We start from the raw sequence: 21,730 nt of genomic DNA, 5'->3' as shown, positions 1-21,730 counted from the left end.
GGCGTATTTTACGCGGCAGGCCGCCTCGAGCCGGTGCAAAGCCATAGGGAAAACGCCAGCAGGGCTTTAGGATAGTCTTCGTGCTGCTCTCTTCTCCCCTGCTCGAGGTTCCCCACGGCTTCACCACCCGCGAGGGTGGGGTCTCGCAGGGGCCTTATGCCAGCCTTAATCTCTCCCCTTCCACCGGCGACCACCCCGAGCACGTGCGGGAGAACCAGCGCCGGGTGCTCGAGCGCTTCGGCAACCCGCCCGTCGCCGCGCTGGATCAGGTTCACGGCAACGTGGTGCACGCGGTCGAGGGGCCGGGGGTGTGGCAGGGGGATGGGCTGCTGACGGATACGCCGGGGCTCTTGCTGCGGGTGGGGGTGGCCGATTGCTACCCGGTGCTGCTCTATGACCCCGTGCGGCAGGTGGTGGGGGCGCTGCACGCGGGCTGGCGGGGAACCATAGCGGGCATTCTTCCGGCAGCGTTGGGGCTTTTGCGAGAGCGCTATGGCAGCCGGGCAGGGGACATCCGGATAGCTTTAGGGCCGGGGGCTGGGCCGGGGTTTCAGGTGGGGCCGGAGGTGGCCGAAGCTTTCGCTCAGGCGGGTCTCGAGACCTTCCGCCCCGACCCCAGCGCCCCAGGCCGCTTCTGCCTCGACCTGGCCTCGGCCCTGCGGCAGCAAGCCCTGGGCCTGGGCATCCGAAGCGAGCACTTCTGGGCGATGGGAGCCGACACCCTCCACGACCCCCGCTTTTTCTCCCACCGCCGCGAGCGGGGGATCACCGGGCGCATGTGGGGCCTGATCCAACTGCCCATATAAAACCCCTCACGCCCCTCGAGCCAGGCTCCCCACCGCTCTGAAAGCCGCCTTGAAGCGCTCGTAGGCTGCGGCGTAGACAGGCTCGGAGTGGGCAGGAATGGCCTGGGCCTCGGGCGCGGTGGCCTCCAGCATCTCCGCGACGCTCTGGTAGACCCCGGCCCCCACCAAGCCGAGCAGGGCCGCTCCCCGAGCCGGGCCCTCCTCGATGGGGGTACGGGCCAGGGGAGCCCCCAGCACCGCCGAGAGGATGGAGAGCCACAGCTCGGAACGGGCCCCGCCGCCGATGGCCAGCAGCTGGCGTATGGTGGCCAGGGGCCTCATGACCTCGAGCACGTCCTTGAGGCTAAAGGCCACGCCCTCGAGCAGGGCGCGGGTGAGGTGCCCTCGGGTATGGGCCAGGCTCAGGCCCAGCCAGGCCCCGCGCAAGTCCGGGTCGAGGTGAGGGCTGCGCTCCCCGGCCAGGTAGGGCATGAACAGCAGCCCTTCGCTTCCGGGAGCCACGGCGGCGGCTTCTTGCATCAGCGCGTCGAAGGCCACGCCGGGGGTCAGCCGATCGCGGTACCACAGCAGACTCCCGGCGGCAGCCAAGGTCACCCCCAGCAGATGGTAACCGCCGTCGGCGTGGCAGAAGAGGTGGATGCGCCCCTGGGGGTCGGGGGTGGGGCGCTCCAAGGGCAAGAAGATCACGCCCGACGTTCCCAACGAAACGCTGCCCACGCCCGGACGGGCGCTGGAGAGCCCCAGCCCAATGGCAGCGGCGGCGTTGTCACCTGCCCCGGCGACCACCGGCAAGCCCTCAGGCAGGCCCGTGGCCCACGCCCAATCGGCCCGGAGGCCGCCCACCACGCCGTGCGAGGGGATCAACTCGGGAAAGAGGTCGGTCCCTAGGCCCAAAGCTGCCAGCAGCTCGCTGTCCCAGTCCTGCGCGGCCAGGTTCAGCCCCCCAGTGCCTGAGGCGTCGGAGGGCTCGGTGGTGGCGTTGCCGGTGAGGGCAAAGGCTAGGTAGTCCTTGGGCAGCAGCACCCGCCGGGTGCGGGCGAAGTTCTCGCCCTCGGCCCGGCGCAGCCAAAGCAGCTTGGGGAGCTGAAACCCCGTCACCGCCGGGTTGCCGGTGCGACGGATGAGCTCGGAGCGCGGAATCGCCGCCTCGATCTCGGCGCAGGCTTCGGCGGTGCGCTGGTCGTTCCACAGCGGGGCAGGCCGCACAACCTCGCCCCAAGCGTCGAGGAAGACCGCCCCATGCATCTGCCCACAGAGCCCCAGGGCGACGGGGGTATGGCCTGCGGCCTCGAGCTTCTCGGCCAGCTCGCCGAGGGCCCGTCGGGCGGCCTCGAGCCAATCCGAGGGATTCTGCTCGGTCCAGCCGGGCCGGGGGGTGAGCAAGGGATAGGACGCACTGGCCTCGGCCACGCTGTGGCCTTCGGGGGTGAGGGCCAGGGCCTTGAGGCCGCTGGTTCCCAGATCGATGCCGATGCTAACGGGTTTCATGGAACTCCTGTGCGATCGCTGATGGCCGGGCGGGGTGGGACGTTCTACGCCCTTCTCCTAGGAGATCCTCCCTCCCGCCGGCGGGGAATGGACCATAGGCTTTTTGCTGAAGGCTGGTGGCTGAGCATCGACAACCCCCCTGCCCCACCCCTACCATCCCTCCGCCCTGACCTTGATCCGCACTTCGCCCGAGAGGCTTTCGCCCGGCTCCAGCACCCGCACGCCGGTGTTGGGCCAGCCCCGGTCCATCAGGTTGAAGCCGTCGGTGGCGTGGGAGACGGGCTCGAGGGCCACGCTTCCGTCAGGGGCGGTGAACACCACGAGGTGAGAGAAGACGGGGTCGGCCTCGAGTTCCACCCGCACAGCACTGCGAGGCCACTCGAGCCTGAGCGTGCCCTCCCAGCCGCCGAACACGTGATCGAGCAGGGCCTCGCCCAGGGGCCGGGGGTTGGAGAAGTTGAGGGCCGGGGGGATCGGGACGGGGGGTTCGGTGGGGATGCGCTCGGCGCCGGTGAGGTAAACCCAAGCCGCGCGAAAGGAAATCAAGGGGTCGGGGGTGAGGCCTAGGCGGCGCATGAAGTAGGGGTGGAAGCCAAAGCCCGCCGGCATGGCCTCCTCGCCGGTGTTGGTGAGCTCCAGGCCCAGCCGCAGGCTGCTGTCGCCCAACCAGTACACCGCCCGCACGGTGTAGCGAAAGGGAAAGTTGAGGGCTTGGGGGTTGTTGGCGTTGAAGTGGCACACCAACAGGCCCTCGCTGCGCTCGACCACCGCCCATGGACGCCCGTGCACCTCGCCGTGGATGGTCTGCACCCCGTCGGGCCAGTTGGGCAAAAGCTGGTAACTCCGGCCCCGGAAGCTGAAGCGCCCCTCGCGGATGCGATTGGAGTAGGGGGCCAGGATGTAGCTCGAGGTCTCGGGGGAAGCTCCGCCGGCGATGGCCGCCAGCGAAGTCGGGCGCAACAGGGGAAGCCAGAAACCCTCGCGATGCAGCTCGAGGCCGGCGATGCTGGCTCCCAGCGCGGGGAGCACCGTGAGGCGGAGCCTGTCGTTGTGCAGAATTTCGGGTCTCACGGCTTGTTAACCCAAGACAACTCTAGCAGGAATGAGCGAATAGGGAACGCAATCGCCGACCCTACCCCCTACACCCCCCCTCACCGCACCCCCAGCAGCAGCTCGACCGTGAGCTGGTCCAGCCGCTCCAACCCCGGCCCTCGCCGACCCAGCCCCTCACGGTCGAACTCGAGCTCCTTCAGCGCTCGAGCACCCTCGCGAGAGTACTTCGCGCTGAGCCCGGCGAGCTTCTCATCGTGCACTTTGTAAGCTTTGATGAGGGCCTGGATCTCCTCGTCGCGGTTGAAGCGCTCGGCTCGCTCCTTGAGGATCAGGTAGGTCCTCATGCAGCCTTTGGCGAACTCCCAGACCCCCTCCTCGTCCTCGGTGCGCAGGGCGTGGGCGTCGAAGTGGCGGGGGCCGTCGTAGCCGGAGTCCTCCAGCAGCTTGACCAGGAAGAAGGCCGTCTTGAGGTTCTCGGCGCCGAAGCGCAAATCCTGGTCGAAGCGGCCCATCTTCTGGTCGTTGAGGTCGATGTGGAAGAGCTTGCCCGCGTCGATGGCCTGGGCCACCGCGTGCACGAAGTTGAGGCCGGCCATGGTCTCGTGGGCCACCTCGGGGTTGAGGCCGAAGAGGTGGGGCTTGTCCAGCGTGGCGATGAAGCCCAGCGCTGCCCCCACCACCGGCAGGTAGATGTCGCCCCTGGGTTCGTTGGGCTTGGGCTCGAGGGCGAAGCGGTAGCCGTAACCTTGGTCCTCGGAGTACTCGGCCAGGAAGTTCAGCGCCTCGCGGTAACGAGCGAGGGCGTCGAGCACGTTGCCCCCAGCGTCCACCTCGGCCCCTTCGCGCCCACCCCAGAAGACGTAGGTCTTCGCGCCGAGCTCGGCGCCGAGGTCCATGGCCCGCATGGTCTTCTGGAGGGCATAAGCCCGCACCCGCGCGTCGGGCGAGGTGAAAGCACCGTCCTTGAAGACAGGGTCGCCGAAGAGGTTGGTCGTGGCCATGGGAACCACCAGGCCGGTGTCCTGCAGAGCCTTCTTGAAGCGCTTGAGGATGCGCCGGCGCTCGTCCTTGGAGGCATCGAGGGGAATGAGGTCGTTGTCGTGCAGGTTGACCCCGTAGGCTCCCAACTCGGCCAGCTTGTAGACGATATAGTCGGGCTCGAGGGGCGGGCGGGTGGGCAGACCGAAGGGGTCGCGCCCCACGTTGCCCACGGTCCACAGGCCGAAGCTGAACTTGTGCTCGGGTTTGGGTTGATAGGCCATGTCAAAGCTCCTGTGATGTCAGATGTCCACCCCGCTCCGCTGGGCCTCGAGAAAGGCGCGGATAGCCAGCACGCCCGCCCCCAAGATGGCGCTGTCGCGGCCAAAGGGCGAGAGCGCGATCTGGGCGGTACGGGCGGGCTGCTCGAGGGCGTAGCGCCGGGCGGCGGCGCGGGCCAGCGGCAGCAGGCGGGGCCCGACCTCCTCGACCAGCGGCCCGCCCAGCACCACCACATCGGGGTCGAGCAGGTTGAGAAGCTGGGCCAACAAGAGCCCCAGCTTGTCGGCCATGCGCTCCAGCCCGGCCTCGGTGGGGTCGGCCCGCCAGGCCTTGAGGCTGACGAAAGTCTCGGCGCAGCCACGCTTGCCGCAGCGACAGGGCGGCCCCTGCGGATCGAGGGGGACGTGCCCGATCTCCCCCGCGTGGCCGTGGCTGCCCCAAAAGAGCTGCCGGTCGAGCACCAGACCGCTGCCCAGCCCAATGCCCAGGCTCAGATAGGCCAGATTGGCAACCCGCCACTCGCCCAGGGTGTACACCCCCAGCGCGGCGGCGTTGGCCTCGTTCTCGAGGATGGGCGGGGTTTCCACCCGGATTTTGTGCTGGATGAGCTTGTGCTCCAGCATCTCCAGCAGCGGCAGGTCCTGCCAGCCCAGGTTTGGGGCCAGGGTGAGGTGCCCCGGCCGTGGTTCGACCAATCCCGGCACGCTCAGGCATAATCCTCGCAGATAGACATTGTGGCCCAGTCCCCGCAGCAGCTCCTTGCTGGCCTGGGCCAACCGGTCCAAGCAGGCCTCGGGGTCGGGCCCCAGCCCCAGCTCCAGATCCTGGCCGCACCGCACCTCGCCCATGAGGTTTTGCAGCCGCACCGCCAGGTAGTCCACGCTGATCTCCCAGGCCAACACCAGGTTTTTCTCGCCCTCGAGCTCGAGGGCCCGCGAGGGCCGCCCCACTCCCCCTGGCACCTCCTCTCCCTCGTGCAGCAACTCCTCCTCGAGCAGCTCGGCCACCACCACCGAGACCGTGGATTTAGCCAGCCCCAGCTCGCGCGCCAACTCCGAGCGCGAGAGGCCCGGCCGCCGCCAGAGGGTGCGCAGCACCAGCGAGCGGTTGAGCTGGCGCAGGACCCCCGTTCCCGAGTTGGCGCTGGTGGTTTTGGAGCGAGCAGGCATGGACCCTCCTTCCGTGCGTTCGTGCTGGGCCGTGGGCTAAAGTTCGAGACATGAACATATTAGCGGACGACCGCCCAGCCCGTCAAACGGGCGGCGGGGGAGCCAGCGCGGGATGAGCGCCCAGTGGGGGCGTAATCTGGCCTGCCCCAGGCGGATGATCGACTTCAACGAGGCGTTTAGCTATCGGCCATCAACGCAGCTCCACCCCCGCCGTCTGCTCCCCCACCCGCAAAACGTAGCGACCAGGCAGCACGCGCGGCAGCTCGAGGCTGAACACGTCGCCCGGTACCAGGGCGAAGCGATCTAGGGGGACGGTGAGCTTGAGGGTGCGGGTTTGGCCGGGCTCGAGGTTCACCTTGGCGAAGGCCACCAGGCGTTCGCGGGGGGCGAGGAGGCCGAGCGGGGGGAAACGGGTGTAGAGCTGCACCACGTCGCTGCCAGCGCGTTTGCCGGTGTTGCGCACCTCGACATCCACCTCCACGGCGTTGGCGGTGGCTCTGGCGGCCTGTAGGCGGTAGGTGAAGTCGGTGTAGCTCAGGCCGTAGCCGAAGGGGTAGAGCGGCTCGGCCTTGGGGTAGAGGTCGGGGTAGCGGTCGTAGGTGAAGGGCACCTGGCCGAAGTGCTTGGGCCAGGTGAAGGGCAGGCGACCGCTGGGGTTGTAGCGGCCGAAGAGCACGTCGGCCAGGGCGCTGCCCGTTTCGGAGCCGGGGAGGTAGGCCATGAGGATGGCCTTGGGAACGAGCCACACGTCGTCGGGGAAGGCCAGGGGGCGACCGGCGAGCAGCACCAGCACGACCGGCTTGCCCAGGGCCTTGAGCTCGCGCAGCAGCTTGTACTGCTCGGCGGGGAGTTCGCCAGTAGGGTTGTTGCCCTCGCTCTCGGCGTAGGGCTTCTCGCCCAGGGCCACCACCACCGCGTCGGAGGCCCTGACCGCAGCGGCGAGGGCCCGGGCGTCCTTGGGGTCGGCGTAGGCCACCTTCACGCCCTGGGGGGCGCCCTGCTGGAGGCCCTCGAGCAGCGTCGCCCCGGGGGCCTTGGCCCCCTCCTTGCCCTGCCAGTCAATGCTCCAGCCGCCCATCTGCATGGTCTTGTCGGTGGCGGCGGGGCCGGTGACGAGCAGGGTCTTGACGCTGGTGAGCGGCAGGGTGGAGGCGGCGTTTTCCAGCAGGGTGATGGACTCGAGGGCGGCCTGCTTGGCCAGCGGGCGCTGGGCCTCGACCACCTTCTCGGCCTCGGCTGCCTCGACGTAGGGGCGCTCGAAGAGGCCGAGCTGGAACTTCAACCGCAGGACGCGGCCCGCCGCCTCGTCGACGCGGGCGCGGGAGATCCGGCCGGCCTCGACGAGCTCCTTGAGGGTCTGGAGGTAGCGTTCGACCTCCATGGGCACCATGTACACGTCCACACCGGCGTTGATGCTCATGGCCACGGCGTCGGCGAGGTCGGCGGCGGCTTTGTGGTCGCCCACAAGCTTGTCGATGTCGTTCCAGTCGGAGATCACCACACCCTTGAAGCCCATCTGGCCGCGCAGCACGTCGGTGAGGAGGTAGCGCGAGGCGTGCACCGGCACGCCGTTGAGCGAAGCGCTGTTGGCCATCACCGTGAGGGCGCCGGCCTCGAGGCCCGCCCGGAAGGGCGGCAGCCACAGCTCCTGCAGGGTGCGGGGGGCCAGGAAGGCCGGGCTGCGGTCGGTGCCGCCCAAAGGTTGGCCGTAGCCGGTGAAGTGCTTGAGCGTCGCGGCGACGCGGCCATTCTGCAGACCCCGCACCATCGCGGCCACCAGGCTGCCCGCCAGCAGCGGGTCCTCGCCGAAGGTCTCGTAGAAGCGCCCCCAGCGCGGGTCGCGGCCCAGGTCGGCCACGGGGGCGAAATTCCACAGCGTGCCCGTAGCCCGCAGCTCCTGCCCCACCCGCCGGGCCACCTGCTCCACCAGGACTGGGTTCCAAGTAGCCGCCAGGCCCAGGTTATGGGGGTAGAGGGTAGCCCCCACAACGTTGTTGTGCCCGTGCACCGCATCCACGCCGTAGAGGAGGGGGATACCCAGGCGGCCCTTCTCCACCGCCGTCCGCTGGAGGGCGTTGGTCATCTCGGCCCAAGCGCGAGGGGTGTTAGGCACTGGCCCCATCCCCCCACCCGAGAGCACCGAGCCGATGCCGCGCTGCACGAGGTAGCGCTCGAGTAGTTCCCCCTTCAGCGGCCCCAGCCCCCAGCCGTCCGACATCAGCTTGGACACCGCCACCTGCGTCATCTGCCCCAGCTTCTCCTCCAACGTCATGCGCGCGAGCAGGTCGGCGACGCGCTTCTCCACCGGCTGCGCGGGGTCTTTGTAGAGGGGCTGGGCCAGCGCAGGGCAAAAGCCCAGCAGCACGGCACAGGCGAGGGCGAATCTCCATCCTTTGATCACAACCGATCTCCTCGAGTGGGTTATCAGTGGTAGGCACATGGCGTGTGGCTCGTGGTGAGCTCAATCCTCGATGCCTGAGAGCGATCCGGCACGCTTCCGTTTGAGCGTTTGGGGTGCGGGTTGCAGACCCCGACCAGATTGGGGCTGCTTGTGGATGCTAACCCCGCGTTGCCCTGCTTTCGGGCAACCATTCCTGCCAGCCTTCGGGGGAGGATGTCACGCCTCGAGAAGCAGCCATTCCAGGCCAGAAAAGCTAAGGAAATCTCGGTCAAAGGTCACCAGCCGATACCCTCCGGCCATAGCAAAAGCGGCCAAGTAGGCATCGGTCCAAAGCCGCGGCGGAAATCCCTTCGCCACCAAGTTTGCCAAGGTCTCCTCCAGGCCATCGGGCTCCTCCCACAGGGGAACCCCCGAGCCAACCCTAAGCTCCCGGTAGATCCCCCACGCCTCCCCTAGCTCTATGGGCTTTCCGTCCATGGCTTTGGGGTTGGTCAGAAGCCGCAAAAGGCCCAGGGCGGTCACGCGAACCAATCCCACGGTATCCGCTTCCTCCCAGTAGGATCGGGCTCGAGGGTGAAAGGGATGTTCCGGCACCAGGAGGGCGAACCAGACGTTAAGGTCGGGAAGATCCATCCTCTAAAAGCTCCCAGAGGTCGGCGTCCCGCAAGGGGAGGATGCGGCGTTCCTTGGCTGGTACCAGGGGCAGCGGGCGGAGACCCCTGGGGGCTTGGCGGCTCAAGGCCTCCTCCAAAAGGCGCGCTACCAGCTCCTTGAGGGTCTTGCCCTCCTTGGCGGCCTGGAGCTTGAGGTGCCGGTAAAGGGGGTCGGGGAGGTCCAGGGTGGTGCGCATACAGCCATATTAGCATAATCTAAAATCCGGCGAGTGCTATCCCCGGCGGGAGAGCCGCACCTGATGCTGCCGAGCCTCAAGAATGGGAAGTTGGGCAGGCGGCTTTCCGCCAACGGGCTGTGGTGGCGCATCACCGGGCATTACCGGGCCATCGGCCTGCCGAGCCGTTATGGTGGTCTTCACATGCTGCGGCACACGGCGGGCACCCGGTTCTACCGAAGCTCAAGGGATCTGCATACCACGGCCTGCCTGCTGGGCCACGCCAGTCCCAGCACCTCGGCCATCTGCGCCAAAATGGACTTGCAGGGCCTCTTCCGTGGGATGGATCGTCTGGGTGAGGGCGAGGGGCGTCCCGCGTCTGGCGTTTTGCGTACGCCGCACGACCCACACCCGGCGTCCGGCTATGGGCCATCGATCCGTTCATACACCCGCACGTAGTCCACCAGCATCCGCTGCGGGAAGCGCGTGGTCGCGTCGGGCATGCCGGGCCAGGCGCCGCCTACGGCGAGGTTGAGGATGAGAAAGAAGGGGCGGTCGAAGACCCAGCGGGCGCCTTCGGGGAGGTCGGCGGGGGTGCGGGTCTGGTAGCGCACGCCGTCGACGTACCAACGCAGCTCCTGCGGTTCCCACTCGAGCGCAAAGACGTGGAAGGCGTCGGCGAAGTCGGCGGGGAGGGTGTAGGGCTTGCCGATGCCCGCGCCGCCCGAGTAGCCGGGGCCGTGGATGGTGCCGTGCACGGTGTGCGGCTCGCGCCCGATATTCTCCATCACGTCGATCTCGCCGCACAGCGGCCAGCTCACCGTGCCGATGTTGTTGCCCAGCAGCCAGAACGCGGGCCACAACCCCTGCCCGCGCGGAAGCTTGATGCGGGCCTCGAAGCGCCCGTAGCGCTGCTCGAACTTGCCGCGGGTGTTGAGCCGCGCGGAGGTGTAGCGGCAGGGGCCGTACCAGCAGCGCAGGCCGGGTCTGCGCTGCTCGAGCGCGGTGATCGCCAGGTTGCGCCCGTCGTGCACGGCGTTGAGGGTGGATTCGGTGTAGTACTGCAGCTCGCTGTTGCCGTTGCCCCAGCCGCCGGTCTCCACGTTCCACTTGCCGCGGTCCACCGGGCTGCCCAGCGGCAGGTTAAACTCGTCGGCCCAGGTCAGCCGCCACCCGGGCAGCTCCTGAGCCAGGGCGCCGGGGAGGGCCAGCGCCAGGAGGAACAGCAGTTTGGGAAAGTTTGGTTTCATCTCTACGCGAGCCCCCGGTAGGTGAAGTAGTCGAAGTCCGCGTGCAGCCGCGCCCCGCTCAGGTCCTGCGCGCACAGGCCGATGAAGGTGCCGGTGAAGGAGAGGCCGTTGCAGTAGTCGTCGGAGAGCTTGCCCGAGTCGAAGGCGGGGCCGATGGGCTGCCAGTCCTGGCCCTGCAGGGCGTAGAAGAAGCGGAAGGTCTCACGCTCGAAGCGCACCTTGAGGTATACCCGCGCGGCCTCCCCCACGCTCACCTCGCGCTCCAGCGGCTCGTCGTAGCGCCCGGCGTCGCACAGCAGCAGGTTGAGGGTCTTGCCCAGTATCTCGTCGCGGCTGAGGCGCAGGTAGACCCAGTGGCGCGTGTCGTAGTAGCACACCAACCCGGCCATCTGCTGGAAGTGCCGGGGCTCAAACTCCAGCGCGGTCTCGGCCTCGGCGTAAAAGTGCTGCAAGCGGCGGGCCACCAGGCTCTGGCGGTGACGCGAGATCAGCGACTCACGCCCGTAGAGGCGCAGGAAGCCAGGACGCTCGCTGAGGGAGAGCCAGGAGACGTCGGCGGGGAGGCGCAGGGTCTGGAAGTGCGGGCTGAGGGTGGGGGCGTCGAAGGGGTCGGTCTCGGGCTCCGGGGGCCAGGGATGGGGCGGGAGCTTGGGGGCTTCGACCTCGAGGCGCGGGGTGTTCCCACCCCCGGCCAGCCGCGGCCAGCCGTCCGGGGCCCACTCGAGCTTCTGGATGGCGGTCTCGCGGCCCAGGTTGCAGCGGCGCAGTGGGGCGGTGGGTGGGTCGAGCGGACGGCCGGTGAGGTGGACCATGTACCACTCCCCCGTCTGGGTCTCCACCAGCGAGGCGTGGCCCGCCTTCTGCAGGGGGAGCTCGGGGTGCTCCCGGCTGGTGAGGAGGGGGTTGGCGGGGTGCAGCTCGTAGGGCCCGAAGATCGAGCGCGAGCGGGCCAGGGTCACGGCGTGCCCGTAGGAGGTGCCCCCCTCGGCGGTGAGCAGGTAGTACCAACCGCCGCGCTTGTAGAGGTGCGGCCCCTCGGTGACGCCCAAGCAGGTGCCGCGGAAGATGTGGTGCACCGGGCCCACCAGCTTCTGGCGCACGGGGTCGTACTCCTGCAGCAGGATTCCGCCGAAGGGGTTGCGGCCCTTGCGGTGGTCCCAGAGCATGTTCAAGAGCCACTTGCGCCCGTCGTCGTCGTGGAAGAGCGAGGGATCGAAGCCCGAGGAGTTGAGGTAGACCGGCTCCGACCACGGCCCCTCCACGCGCTCGGCGGTGACGAGGTAGTTGTGGGTGTCCTTGAAAGGGGCACCGGGGGCCCAGGTCTTGACGTCGGTGTAGACGAGCCAGAAGCGGCCATCGGCGTAGCTCAGGCAGGGGGCCCAGACGCCCCCGGAGTCGGGGTTGCCCAGCAGGTCGAGCTGCGAGCGGCGGGCGAGGGGCCGCGCCACCAACCGCCAGTGCACCAGGTCGCGCGAGTGATGGATCTGCACCCCCGGATACCACTCGAAGGTGGAAGTGGCGATGTAGTAGTCCTCGCCCACGCGCACGATGGAGGGATCGGGGTTGAAGCCGCTGAGGATGGGGTTGCGGATCATTCAACCGGCCTCCGCAGCGCCCTCGAGGAAGCCCTTCAGCCAGCGCCCGCTCTGCTTGAGGCGGCGCTCCTGGGTGGCGAAGTTGACATAGAACAGCCCAAAGCGCTTGTCGTAGCCCTCGGCCCACTCGAAGTTGTCCAGCAGGCTCCAGGCGAAGTAGCCCTTCAGCGGCGCCCCCTCGCGGATGGCCTGGGCGCACTTGCTGAGGTGGGAACGGTAGTACTCCAGGCGCTTGGAGTCGTGGATTTCCCCGTCGTCCTCCACCCCGTCGGGATAGCAGGCCCCGTTCTCGGTGATGTAGATGGAACGTGGCCGGTACTCGCGGGCCACCCGCGCCACGATCTCGCGGATGCCATCGGGATAGACCTCCCAGTTCATGTAGGTGTACTCGCCCTCCGGGCGCACGTGCTCGACGAGCAGGGGACCCTGCTCCGCGTGCCGCACCACCGAGCGCGAGTAGTAGTTGATGCCCAGGAAGTCGAGAGGAACGGCGATGCGCCTCAGGTCCTCCGGCTCTACGTGGGGCACCATCGGCCCGTAGAGCTCCCACATGTCCAGCGGGTAGCCGAAACCGAACAGCGGGTCGAGGTACCAGCGGTTGAAGAAGCCGTCGTAGCGGCGGGCGGCCTCGAGGTCGCGGGGATCGGGCGTGGCCGGGTGGGTGGGGGTGAGGTTGAGGGTGACCCCCACCTGAGCCCCGGGCACCGCCGCCCGCAGCGCCTCTGTCGCCAGGCCGTGCCCCAGCAGCAGGTGGTGGGCAGCCTGCAAGGAGAGGGCGAAGTCCTGGCGACCAGGCGCGTGCACCCCGTTGCCGTAGCCCAAGTAGGCCGAGCACCACGGCTCGTTGAGGGTGATCCAGCGCTTGAGCCGGTCGCCCAGGCGCCGCCCCACCACGGCGGCGTACTCGGCCAGGGCGTAGGCGGTGTCGCGCCGGGGCCAGCCGCCCGCGTCCTCGAGGGCTTGGGGCAAATCCCAGTGGTAGAGCGTAGCCCAGGGGGTGATCCCGGCTCCCAGCAGCGCATCCACCAGGCGGTCGTAGAAGTCGAGCCCGGCCCCGTTGACCACACCGCGCCCCTGGGGCAGCACGCGCGGCCAGGCGATGGAGAAGCGGTAGGCGTTGACGCCCAGCTCCCGCATCAGGGCCACGTCCTCGCGGTAGCGGTGGTAGTGGTCGCAAGCGGTGTCGCCGGTATCACCGTCGCGGGTCTTGCCAGGGGTGTGGCTGAAGGTGTCCCAGATGCTGGGGGCGCGGCCATCCTCGTCTACCGCCCCCTCGATCTGGTAGGCGGCGGTGGCGGTGCCCCACACGAAGTCGGCGGGAAAGTCGTCGCGTTGAATGCTCATAGTGCTGTCCTCGTTGGCAAAACTGGGCTGAAAAGGCTCAAGGGTTGCCTCCCAGAGCCCGCAGCAGAGCCTGGTACGCCGGTTTGGGCCGGTAGAGCGCGTCGAAGATCAGGGGTTCGGCGGCGGCTCGCCAGGAGTGGGCGTCGGTGAAGCCCCACAGCGTCACGGCGCTGCAGCCGCGGACCGCGCGGCAGGTCGCCAGCACCTCGGCGTAGATCCGGGCCTGCGCCTCCAGCCGTTCCTCCCGCGAGCCCGCCCCTTTTAGCTGCACGTCCAGCTCGGTGATGTGCACCTCGAGGCCCAGGTCGGCGAAGCGCTCTAGGTTCTCCCGCATCCGCGCCTGCTGGACCGAGAAGGTGCTGTCGAGGTGGGCCTGGAAGCCCACCCCGTCGACGGGTACCCCCTTGGCCTTGAGCGCTTTGAGCAGGGCGTAGATCTCGTCCGATTTAGCGCCCATGCCGTCGGCGCCGTAGTCGTTGTAGAAGAGCTTGGCCTGGGGGTCGGCGGCGCGGGCGAAGCGGAAGGCGTGCTCGAGGTAGTCGGGGCCCACCGCCCGCAGAAAGGGGGTCTCGCGCAGGCCGCCCCGGTCACTCACCGCCTCGTTGACCACGTCCCAGTAGGCCACCTGGCCGCGGAAGTGCCCGGCCACCGCCTGAATGTGCTCCTGCATCACCGCCAGCATGGCCTCGCGGGAGAAGGTGCCGCTGCGCACCCACGCGGGCAGTTGCTCGTGCCAGATGAGGGTGTGGCCGCGCAAGCGCTGGCCGTGCTGGCGGGCGAAGCGCACCAGGGCGTCAGCGCCGGTGAAGCTGTACTGCCCCCGCGCGTTGCTCAGGGAGGCCCACTTCATGGCGTTCTCGGCCACCACCAGGTTGAACTCGCGGGCGAGGAGTTGGGCGTACTCGGGCTCGAGGGGGTCGTACAGGGCCGCTAGGTCCACCGCGGCTCCCACCAGCAGCCCCTGGCGCTCGGCCAGCGCGCGCAGGGACTGGGGGGAAGGGGTCTGAGCCAGGCTCAGCGCCACCACCAACCCCACGCCGAACCAGTACGCGCTAGCTCTTGAGCGCACCGGAGGTCAGTCCTTCCATGAGCTGGCGGGCGGCGAAGACGAACAGCAAGAGCAGCGGAGCCACCAGCAGCGCGGTTCCCGCCATGATCGCGCCCCACTCCACGTCGGTCGCTCCTTGCAGGGTGCGCAGCACCACCGGCAGGGTCTGGGTCTCCTGGCTGCGCAGGATCACCGCCACGTCGGCGAAGCGGTTCCAGGAGCCGATGAAGGTGATCAGGCCCAGCGTGCCCAGCACCGGGCGCACCAGCGGCAGCACGATGCGCCAGTAGATGCCGAACTCGCTGCACCCGTCGATGCGGGCAGCGTCTATGAGGTCGCGGGGGATGGCCGAGGCAATGTACTGGCGCATCATGAAGATGCCGATGGCCCCGGCCATGCCCGGCAACCACAGCGCCTTAGGGGTGTCGATCCAGTCGAAGAGGTGGATCCGCCCCAGAAAGGTCCCGGCGAAGGCGTTGGCCAGGGGATCCATGGCCCGGTCGAGCTGGGTCATGACCAGGTAGAAGGGGATGAGGTTGAGGATGGCCGGGATGAGCAAGGTAGCCTGCACGAAGGCGAAGAGTTGGTTACGCCCGCGGAACTCGTACATGGCGAAGGCATATCCGGCCAGGCTGCAGAAGAACAAGTTGCACAGCGTGACCACCAGCGCCAGGTAGACATTGTTCCAGTAGGCCCGCCAAAAGGGAATCTTCTGCAGGAGGATCTGGTAGTTCGTCGCCAGGTCGCCCCCGAACCACAGCGGCGGCGGGGAGCCGAAGATCTCCGAGCGCTCGTGGGTGGCGAAGACGAACATGAAGTAGAAGGGGGCCAGCGTCACCAGCCCGCCCAGCAGCAACAGCCCGTAGCCGCTCAACCGGGCCAGGCTGCCGCCGAGGTTGCGGCCAGCGGTGGGTTTGGGTGCTTGTAGGGCCATGCTCACTCCCCCCTTCCCTGGGCTGCGCGCCCGAAGGCCAGGTTGTTGATGATCGTCAGCACAGCGATGAAGGCGAACAGTATCCAGGCGATGGAGGCCGCCGTGCCCATCTCGAGCCACTCGAAAGCGGTGCGGAACATGTACATCGCCACGGTCTGGCCGCCCTGCGTGGCCGAGCTAGCCCCGCCGTTGAGCAGCACGAAAGGCTCCTCGAAAAGCTGCATGTTGCCGATGATGGTGAGCGAGACCGCGAAAAACATCATCGGGCGCAAAAGCGGCAGCGTCACGAAACGGAACTGCTGCCAGCGGGTGGCCCCGTCCACCGAAGCGGCCTCGTAGAGTTCGCGGGGGATGGCCTGGATGGCCGAGAGGTAGAGCAGGGTGTTCCAGCCGGTGTACTTCCAGACCACCACCAACGCGATCCCCCACTTGATGGTGGAGTTGAGGAACCAGTTGATGTTCTCGTCCGGCAAAAACCAGCCGAACAGCGGCAGGGTGTTGAGGTAGGCGATGGTCTGGTTGATCACGCCCTTCTGGGTCGAGAAGAGCGTGCTGAAGATCAGGGCCACCGCCACCGTCGAGGTGATGTAGGGCAGGAAGTACACCGCGCTGACGAAGGTCTTGAAGCGGCTGAGGCCCATGTGGATGACGAAGGCCAGCGGAATCGCCAGCAGGTGTTGTGGCAGGCCCGAGACGACGCCCAGCCAGAGCGTGTTGTACATCGCCCGCCAGAACATGGGATCGGTGAGGGTGAAGCTGTAGTTCTCCAGCCCCACGAACTTCCAGTGGCCCCAGCCGTCGGTCTGCGACCACGACTGGAAGGACATGTACAGCGAAAACAGCGTGGGATAGAGCCCAAAAGCCAAGAACAAAACGAAAAAGGGACTGATGAAGACATAAGGGGCCCAGCGGCGCTGCAGGTTGCTCCAGCGCATCTGCCGGCTGCTGGCCCTGGGAGGGGCGGTGCTGCTGTGTTGCACTCAGACGCTCCTTTCGCTCAAGCAGCGCCGTAGGGGTTTTCAGGTATGGCCCACACCGAAGCGAGTCCGGTGTGGGCTCGAGTCCTCCCGCTACGGACAGCCCTAGCGCATGCGACGTTCGATGAGGGTCTTGGCCTCGGCCAGCGCGGCCTTGATGTCCTTGCCCTCGTCCAGCACCTGCGACAGCGCGGTGCTGATGATCTCGTTGGCCACGCGGTCGTACTTGTTGGCCTCCACCGGCTTGACCTTGCGGGCGGCTTCGCGCCACAGCACGCGGGCTTTCTGACCGCCCAGGAAGTCCACGCCCTCCTCAAACACCGGGTCGGTCTGGGCCGACAGCAACGCCGGGAAAGCCCCGATGGCCTTGAAGGCGGCGATCTGCGCGGCGCGGTTGGTGGTGAGGTACTTGATCAGCGTCCAGGCCTCGGCCTTGTTCTTCGAGGCGCTGGGGATGCCGTAGAAGCTGCCGCCCCAGGAGCCATACAGCCCTTCGGGGAGCTGCTGCACGCGCCACAGACCCTTGGTCTCGGGGGCCATCCAGTTCTGGAGGTGCCCCTGCAACCAGGCGCCGGAGAACTGCGTGGCAACGGTACCCTTCTTGAAGCCGTCGTACCACTCGTTGGTCCAGGCCCCGATCTTGGCGTCGAGCCCGGCGTCGCGGATCTGCTTGGCCAACTCGAAGGCGCGCACGAAGCGCGGGCTGTCGACGATGACCTTGCCGCTCTTGTCGAAGTAGTAGCCCTCTCCCGCGCCCACCGTGGCGAAGATGTTGATCCAGGCCACGTCAGCGGCGTTGGCGATGAGGAAGATGTTCTTGTCCATGGCCTTGATCTTCTTGCCCGCCTCGATGTACCCGTTCCAGGTCATCATGCTGGCGGGGTTGATCCCGGCCTTGTCGAGGATGTCCTTGCGGTAGTAGAAGGTGCCCGGTCCGATGTCGACGGGCATGGCGATGAAGCGGCCATCGGAGGAGGTAGCCTGGGCGATGGTGTAGGGCGTGAAGAGCTTCTTGTACAAGTCGGCGTTGTAGGGCGGCTTGTTGAGGTCCTCGAAGCCCTGCCCCTCGGCAAAACGGCCTACGAAGCCGATTTCGATGGCCTCGACGTCGTGCAGGCCCTGGCCGGTAGCCAGCGCGGTGGTCAGGGCGTTGTGGTGATCGGCGTATTGCAGCGTCACCAGCTTGACTTCAATGTTGGGGTAGAGCTTGTTAAAACCGGGTAGTTGCGCCTTGATGGCGTCGTCGAGGTTGGGGAAGATCCCCACCGTGATCACTTTCTTCTGGGCCAGGACCATCCCGCCCAGGGCCAGCGCGGCCAGCAACACAACTGCGGTCTTCTTCATTCAGCGCCTCCTTGCCTGACTTCTCCAAATGCCGATTGTCAAGGGTCTGCAAACGCTTTCAGATCTGGATCCTCGCACCTCCTTCACCGTGGTCGTGCCTCATGAGCAAGCTCCGGGGAGTTCGTGGGGATGGGGCATCAGCGCGCTCCCTGGCGTAGCAGCGCCGTGGACTCGCGGATGATGAGCTTGTTGGCCAGCGCGGGAAGGGAGTAGGGCCGCCCCTCGAGCTTGGCCAGGATGGCCCTGGCCGCCTCGCGGCCAAACTCCAACGTAGGTTGGGCCACCGTGGTGAGGGGCGGGGTGGTGTAGCTCGAGATCGGTAAGTCGTCGAAGCCCACCAGCGAAATCTCCCCCGGCACCTGGATACCCCGGCGATACAGCGCCAGGCGGGCCCCGTAGGCCATCTGGTCGTTGGAGGAGAAGATGGCTGTGAACAGCGCCCCGCGAGAGAGCAGCGCCTCGACGGCCATGAGGCCGGAGGGCTCGTGGTAGTCGCCCTCGACTACCAGGCGGGGGTCGAAGTTGAGGTTGGCCTCGGCGAGGGCTTTGCGGTAGCCCTCGAGGCGGTCGCGGGCATCCTGCTGGTACAGCGGCCCGGCGATGTGGGCGATGCGCCGGTGGCCCAGCTCGATGAGGTGGCGAGTGGCCTCATAAGCGCCCTGTACCTGGTCGGCGTGCAGGCAGTCCTTCTCCAGGCCCGGCACCGTGCGGCCAATCACCACCATGGGCAGGTGGGCGGCCATCTCGAGCAGCTCCGCGTCGGGAAGCAGCCCTCCCATCACGATCAAAGCGTCGATCTTACGCCCGCTGAGCACCTTGAAAGCCTCGCGCTCGGCTTCGGGCCGCCAGTGACCGCTGGCGAAGATCGGATAGTAAGGGCTGCCGTCGAGCCCCTGCTCGATGCCCTTGATCACCTCGCCGTAGTAAGGGCTGGCCACGTCCTGGGTCATCACCCCCACGCTCATGGACTTGCCCCTGGCCAGGCCCTGGGCGAAGAGGTTGGGCCGGTACCCCAGCCGCCGGATCGCCTCGTAGACCGCGCGCTCCTTCTCGGGCGCGACCCGCGCCGTGCCGTTGATGACCCTCGAGACCGTACTGGGGGAAACCCCAGCTTCCCGCGCAACGTGGCTCAAGGTGACCGAATCAGGCACGCTTCCCTCCAGGCCGATGGCTCAGCCGCAACGGTGTTGATTGAGCCACAGTAAAGCATGTTTTGAAAGCGCTGTCAATAGCCTGAGAACAGGCATTTTATGAATCGAATAATTTTTGCACACCGGGATCTTTTGTCGGCCCAGGAGGTCAATCTCAAACCCTAAATCGAGAAATTTGCTTACTGGAGAGGATTTACGTCCCGTCACCGAGAGATCGTAGCCGCTAAGAGGACTGGAAAGCGTTTTCTAAATTCGCAGACCACCCTCGCGCATCACTTACGCTGCGCCATCCCGGCTCACCCGCTCGAGCAGCTCCTCGGCTTCCCGGTAGTACGCATCCTTGGGGATCAGCACGATACTGCCCCGGCTTTGGGCCGGGTAGTAGGCCTGCTCGAGGCTCAGAGGCAGCCGGGCCTGATCGCTGCGGCGAAACATGGCCGGGGGATTGAGGCCGGGGAGCCATATCCAGCGCAGCCGCTCGTGTAAGCTCAGGCGCACGATCAGGGCAAGGCGCAGCAGGCTTCCTACCCCGTGCCGGAATCCCCTCATGCCCTCCAGTGTAGCTCAGCGAACACGGCGCTCGTTACCTGGGCCGTTAAGCGGCGCGTTTCAGGCGACGGCAGGCCATTCTGAGAGCCTTCCGGAGGAGCTGTGGCGGGGAAGAGCCCAGTGCCAGCCGATCCTTAACGCCCACTTTACGCCAGGTGGCTACACTCTGAGCAAGGCGTTTGGATCGTTTTTATCAGCGGCTCGAACCCACGGAGGAGAGATGGGATCCATTTTGCAACGTGCTGCAATCTCGGTGGTTTGGATTTTAGGCGGCCTGGCCGCTGCCTTCGGCCCGGAAGATGCCCTGCAGTACAAAGACCCTCGCCTGGAACTGCTCAAGACCCAATTCGACGCCGCCCAGCAGGCCTTGCAGCTCGCCCAGCTAGGGATCAGCAGCAGGGCGGTGCCTACCTTCAACTACGGCCAGTCCCCCGACCCGTATTTTTTTGGCAACACCATCACATCCAACAGCTACGGCCTGCGCTTTGAGCTGGGCTGGACGCTCAACTCCAGCAGCATCGGGCAACTCTCGCGCAGCCTCGAGGACGTCCGCGAGGCCTACCTGCGCTTACAGCGCGAGAGCACCCGCTCCGCTCTGCAAGCCCACATCCGCGTGTGGCAGCAGCAGCTCTTCCTGCGCGAGGCCGAAGCTCGGGTGGGGTTGGCCCAGGCCCGCCTCGCCGCCACCCGCGAGCGCCGCGAAGAGAACCAAGCCACCGACCTCGACGTGCAGCGGGCCGAGCTCGGCCTCGAGGGGGCTCGCCTGAACCTCGAGCTCGCCCGCAGCGCTCTGAACGATGCCCAGCGCAATGCCGCTGCTTACGGCCTGAGGGGCACCGCCGAGAACCGGACCGTGCGCTTCGCCACGCCCGAGGTCGATCCCAAGGCCACCCCGAGGTACCTCAGCGAACTGGCCAACCTCACCCAGGCTCAAATCGACTCGCACAGCGCCAACTTTGCCTGGCTGCCCACCTTCAGGATCGGCCTAGGGATGAGCAGCAACCGCGACGCCTTCGGCATCGGGGGTGCGCTCAGCTTCAACGAGGGGGTTTTGGGGGTGGGCACCAGCCTCGAGCTACGCAAGCCCTCCACCGACCCAAACGCCACCGTAGAACCCAGTTGGGGCCTCACCCTCGAGGCCGAGATCAACCTCTACGCCCTGATCTTCAACACCTCCTACGGCGCAAGCGCCCGGGTGCAAAGCCAGAGCCTCTTCCTGCAAACCCTCCAGGCCCAAATCGCCGCCGAACTCCAGGCCCGCCGCGAACGCCTGGCCTTGCTCGAGCGCCGCCTGGCCCTGGGTGAGCGGGCCATGGCGTTGGAGCAGCAATACCTCGCCCAGAGCAAAGCCCTCTACGACCGGGGCGAGCTCACCGACGAGGAATACTTCGAGCGCGTCGCCGACGCCCGCAGCGAGATCGACCACAGCTTCGCTTGGAGTGAGTACGTCGATGCGGTCAGCGAGTACCTCGAGCTCACCGGTCTGCCTTGGACGCTGCGGCGGTGAAGTGGGAAGCCATGGGGAAGTGGCGTTTTGCGTACGGCCTACGACCCTTTGTGAAGCTGCCCGTTATCTTCCCGTTGCCCACGCTACGCACCCCCCAAAGCAGTTAACGCCGCCCATCGTGGGCTGGTGGAGACGGGATTGGGCTTCCATAACGGAGCTGTCACGCTGCGGCTTCTAAGCTTTAAGTTGGGATTTTCAGGAGGTGGCAAGGCGTGAAGGTAGTGATTCTGGCGGGTGGGGTGGGCAGTCGGCTCTCCGAGGAGACGGTGGTCAAGCCCAAACCCATGGTGGAGATCGGCAACATGCCGATCCTGTGGCATATCATGATGCATTACTCGCACTACGGCTACAACGAATTCATCATCGCCTTGGGGTATAAGGGGGAATACATCAAGAAGTGGTTCGCCGACTTTGCGGCCTACTCGGGCAACATGAGCCTCGACCTGGGCCGGGGCACCATCGAGGTGGAAAACCCCCACGCCCTCGACTGGAAAGTCAAGCTGGTGGATACCGGGCTGCACACCAACACCGCCGGGCGCATCAAACGCCTGCGCCCCTACCTCGAGGAAAGCTTCTTCATGACCTTCGGCGACTCGGTTTCCACGGTCAACCTCCCCCAACTGCTGAAGTTTCACAAGGGTCACGGTAAGCTGGCCACCCTCACCGCCGTCCACCCCCCGCCCCGCTTCGGGCAACTCATCCTCGAGGGCGACCGGGTGGCCGACTTCAGCGAAAAGCCCCTGGAGAGCGCCTGGATTAACGGCGGCTTCGCGGTGCTGGAACCTGGGGTCTGCGACGAGTACATCGAAGGCGATCAGAGCGACTTGGCCGAGACCTGGGAGCGCCTGAGCATGGCCGGCGAACTCATGGCCTTCAAGCACGAGGGCTTCTTTCAGCCCATGGACGCTCAGCGCGACAAGGTGTACCTCGAGAAGCTGTGGGAAAGCGGGCGCGCTCCCTGGAAGATCTGGGACGAGCAGGCCCGCAGCCTGGACGGGAAAGTATTCGGGCAGGTTTAGAGGAGC

General features: G+C 67.0%; 20 protein-coding genes. 4 read left to right on the top strand and 16 right to left on the bottom strand.

What is annotated here, in order from left to right:
* Positions 1–80 precede the first annotated feature (80 nt).
* Complete coding sequence (pgeF, locus tag B047_RS0111000; RefSeq protein WP_018467021.1) at positions 81–806, top strand: peptidoglycan editing factor PgeF; 726 nt, start codon at positions 81–83, stop codon at positions 804–806.
* Between the two features lie 6 nt (positions 807–812).
* On the opposite strand, the gene xylB is transcribed toward pgeF, so the two are convergent.
* The 7 genes from xylB to B047_RS0110965 all read right to left on the bottom strand — a co-directional run bounded on the left by xylB (position 813) and on the right by B047_RS0110965 (position 9,027).
* Entirely contained in the window at positions 813–2,294 is a 1,482-nt protein-coding gene (gene xylB / locus B047_RS16730) for a xylulokinase (protein WP_018467020.1), read from the bottom strand.
* Between the two features lie 150 nt (positions 2,295–2,444).
* Positions 2,445–3,365 carry an aldose 1-epimerase gene (locus B047_RS0110990; RefSeq protein WP_018467019.1) on the bottom strand — a complete coding sequence of 307 codons (921 nt, stop codon included), beginning with the start codon at positions 3,363–3,365 and terminating at the stop codon, positions 2,445–2,447.
* Positions 3,366–3,445: 80 nt separating this feature from the next.
* Positions 3,446–4,609, bottom strand: a complete 1,164-nt coding sequence (xylA, locus tag B047_RS0110985; protein ID WP_018467018.1) for a xylose isomerase — start codon at positions 4,607–4,609, stop codon at positions 3,446–3,448.
* A gap of 18 nt (positions 4,610–4,627) precedes the next feature.
* The gene (locus B047_RS0110980) at positions 4,628–5,776 is read right to left on the bottom strand and encodes an ROK family transcriptional regulator (protein ID WP_018467017.1); all 1,149 of its coding nucleotides are present in this window, start codon (positions 5,774–5,776) and stop codon (positions 4,628–4,630) included.
* 190 nt (positions 5,777–5,966) lie between these two features.
* Entirely contained in the window at positions 5,967–8,177 is a 2,211-nt protein-coding gene (locus tag B047_RS0110975; RefSeq protein ID WP_026234816.1) for a glycoside hydrolase family 3 N-terminal domain-containing protein, read from the bottom strand.
* Positions 8,178–8,393: 216 nt separating this feature from the next.
* Entirely contained in the window at positions 8,394–8,810 is a 417-nt protein-coding gene (locus B047_RS0110970; protein ID WP_018467015.1) for a TA system VapC family ribonuclease toxin, read from the bottom strand.
* Positions 8,791–9,027, bottom strand: a complete 237-nt coding sequence (locus B047_RS0110965) for a hypothetical protein (protein ID WP_018467014.1) — start codon at positions 9,025–9,027, stop codon at positions 8,791–8,793. Before B047_RS0110965 ends, B047_RS0110970 begins: the two co-directional genes overlap by 20 nt.
* Before the next feature lie 63 nt (positions 9,028–9,090).
* Between B047_RS0110965 and B047_RS18620 the strand changes: the two genes are divergently transcribed.
* Positions 9,091–9,465: a tyrosine-type recombinase/integrase gene (locus tag B047_RS18620; RefSeq protein ID WP_157205900.1), complete on the top strand. Its 375-nt coding sequence runs from the start codon at positions 9,091–9,093 to the stop codon at positions 9,463–9,465.
* Here the strand turns inward: B047_RS18620 and B047_RS0110960 are convergent.
* The 9 genes from B047_RS0110960 to B047_RS18155 all read right to left on the bottom strand — a co-directional run bounded on the left by B047_RS0110960 (position 9,429) and on the right by B047_RS18155 (position 19,198).
* A complete protein-coding gene (locus tag B047_RS0110960) occupies positions 9,429–10,256 on the bottom strand; it encodes a glycoside hydrolase family 16 protein (RefSeq protein WP_018467013.1) in 828 nt (275 codons plus the stop codon). The two genes, B047_RS18620 and B047_RS0110960, sit on opposite strands and share 37 nt — an antisense overlap.
* A gap of 2 nt (positions 10,257–10,258) precedes the next feature.
* Positions 10,259–11,851, bottom strand: coding sequence for a glycoside hydrolase family 43 protein (locus B047_RS0110955; RefSeq protein ID WP_018467012.1), 1,593 nt, complete (start codon positions 11,849–11,851; stop codon positions 10,259–10,261).
* Positions 11,852–13,195 (bottom strand): GH1 family beta-glucosidase, encoded by a 1,344-nt coding sequence (locus B047_RS0110950; protein ID WP_018467011.1) that lies wholly within the window; start codon positions 13,193–13,195, stop codon positions 11,852–11,854.
* 37 nt (positions 13,196–13,232) lie between these two features.
* On the bottom strand, positions 13,233–14,264 hold the full coding sequence (locus tag B047_RS0110945; protein WP_040779749.1) for an endo-1,4-beta-xylanase: 1,032 nt from the start codon (positions 14,262–14,264) through the stop codon (positions 13,233–13,235).
* Entirely contained in the window at positions 14,248–15,177 is a 930-nt protein-coding gene (locus B047_RS0110940; protein ID WP_026234815.1) for a carbohydrate ABC transporter permease, read from the bottom strand. Before B047_RS0110940 ends, B047_RS0110945 begins: the two co-directional genes overlap by 17 nt.
* 2 nt (positions 15,178–15,179) lie before the next feature.
* Positions 15,180–16,157 carry a carbohydrate ABC transporter permease gene (locus B047_RS0110935; RefSeq protein WP_018467008.1) on the bottom strand — a complete coding sequence of 326 codons (978 nt, stop codon included), beginning with the start codon at positions 16,155–16,157 and terminating at the stop codon, positions 15,180–15,182.
* 102 nt (positions 16,158–16,259) lie between these two features.
* Entirely contained in the window at positions 16,260–17,498 is a 1,239-nt protein-coding gene (locus tag B047_RS0110930) for an ABC transporter substrate-binding protein (RefSeq protein WP_026234814.1), read from the bottom strand.
* 137 nt (positions 17,499–17,635) lie between these two features.
* Positions 17,636–18,649 carry a LacI family DNA-binding transcriptional regulator gene (locus B047_RS0110925; protein ID WP_018467006.1) on the bottom strand — a complete coding sequence of 338 codons (1,014 nt, stop codon included), beginning with the start codon at positions 18,647–18,649 and terminating at the stop codon, positions 17,636–17,638.
* Between the two features lie 276 nt (positions 18,650–18,925).
* On the bottom strand, positions 18,926–19,198 hold the full coding sequence (locus tag B047_RS18155; RefSeq protein WP_018467005.1) for a hypothetical protein: 273 nt from the start codon (positions 19,196–19,198) through the stop codon (positions 18,926–18,928).
* A 232-nt stretch (positions 19,199–19,430) separates the two neighbouring features.
* On the opposite strand from B047_RS18155, the gene B047_RS0110915 reads away from it, so the two are divergent.
* Both B047_RS0110915 and rfbF read left to right on the top strand, forming a co-directional pair.
* A complete protein-coding gene (locus tag B047_RS0110915) occupies positions 19,431–20,705 on the top strand; it encodes a TolC family protein (protein WP_169336600.1) in 1,275 nt (424 codons plus the stop codon).
* 212 nt (positions 20,706–20,917) lie between these two features.
* Positions 20,918–21,724 carry a glucose-1-phosphate cytidylyltransferase gene (gene rfbF / locus B047_RS0110910; protein WP_018467003.1) on the top strand — a complete coding sequence of 269 codons (807 nt, stop codon included), beginning with the start codon at positions 20,918–20,920 and terminating at the stop codon, positions 21,722–21,724.
* Positions 21,725–21,730 lie beyond the last annotated feature (6 nt).

It is taken from the genome of Calidithermus timidus DSM 17022 (assembly GCF_000373205.1).
Classification (GTDB): Bacteria; Deinococcota; Deinococci; order Deinococcales; family Thermaceae; genus Calidithermus; species Calidithermus timidus.
Note: the sequence above shows the minus strand (reverse complement) of the source record. Positions and strands in the feature narration are given on the sequence as shown.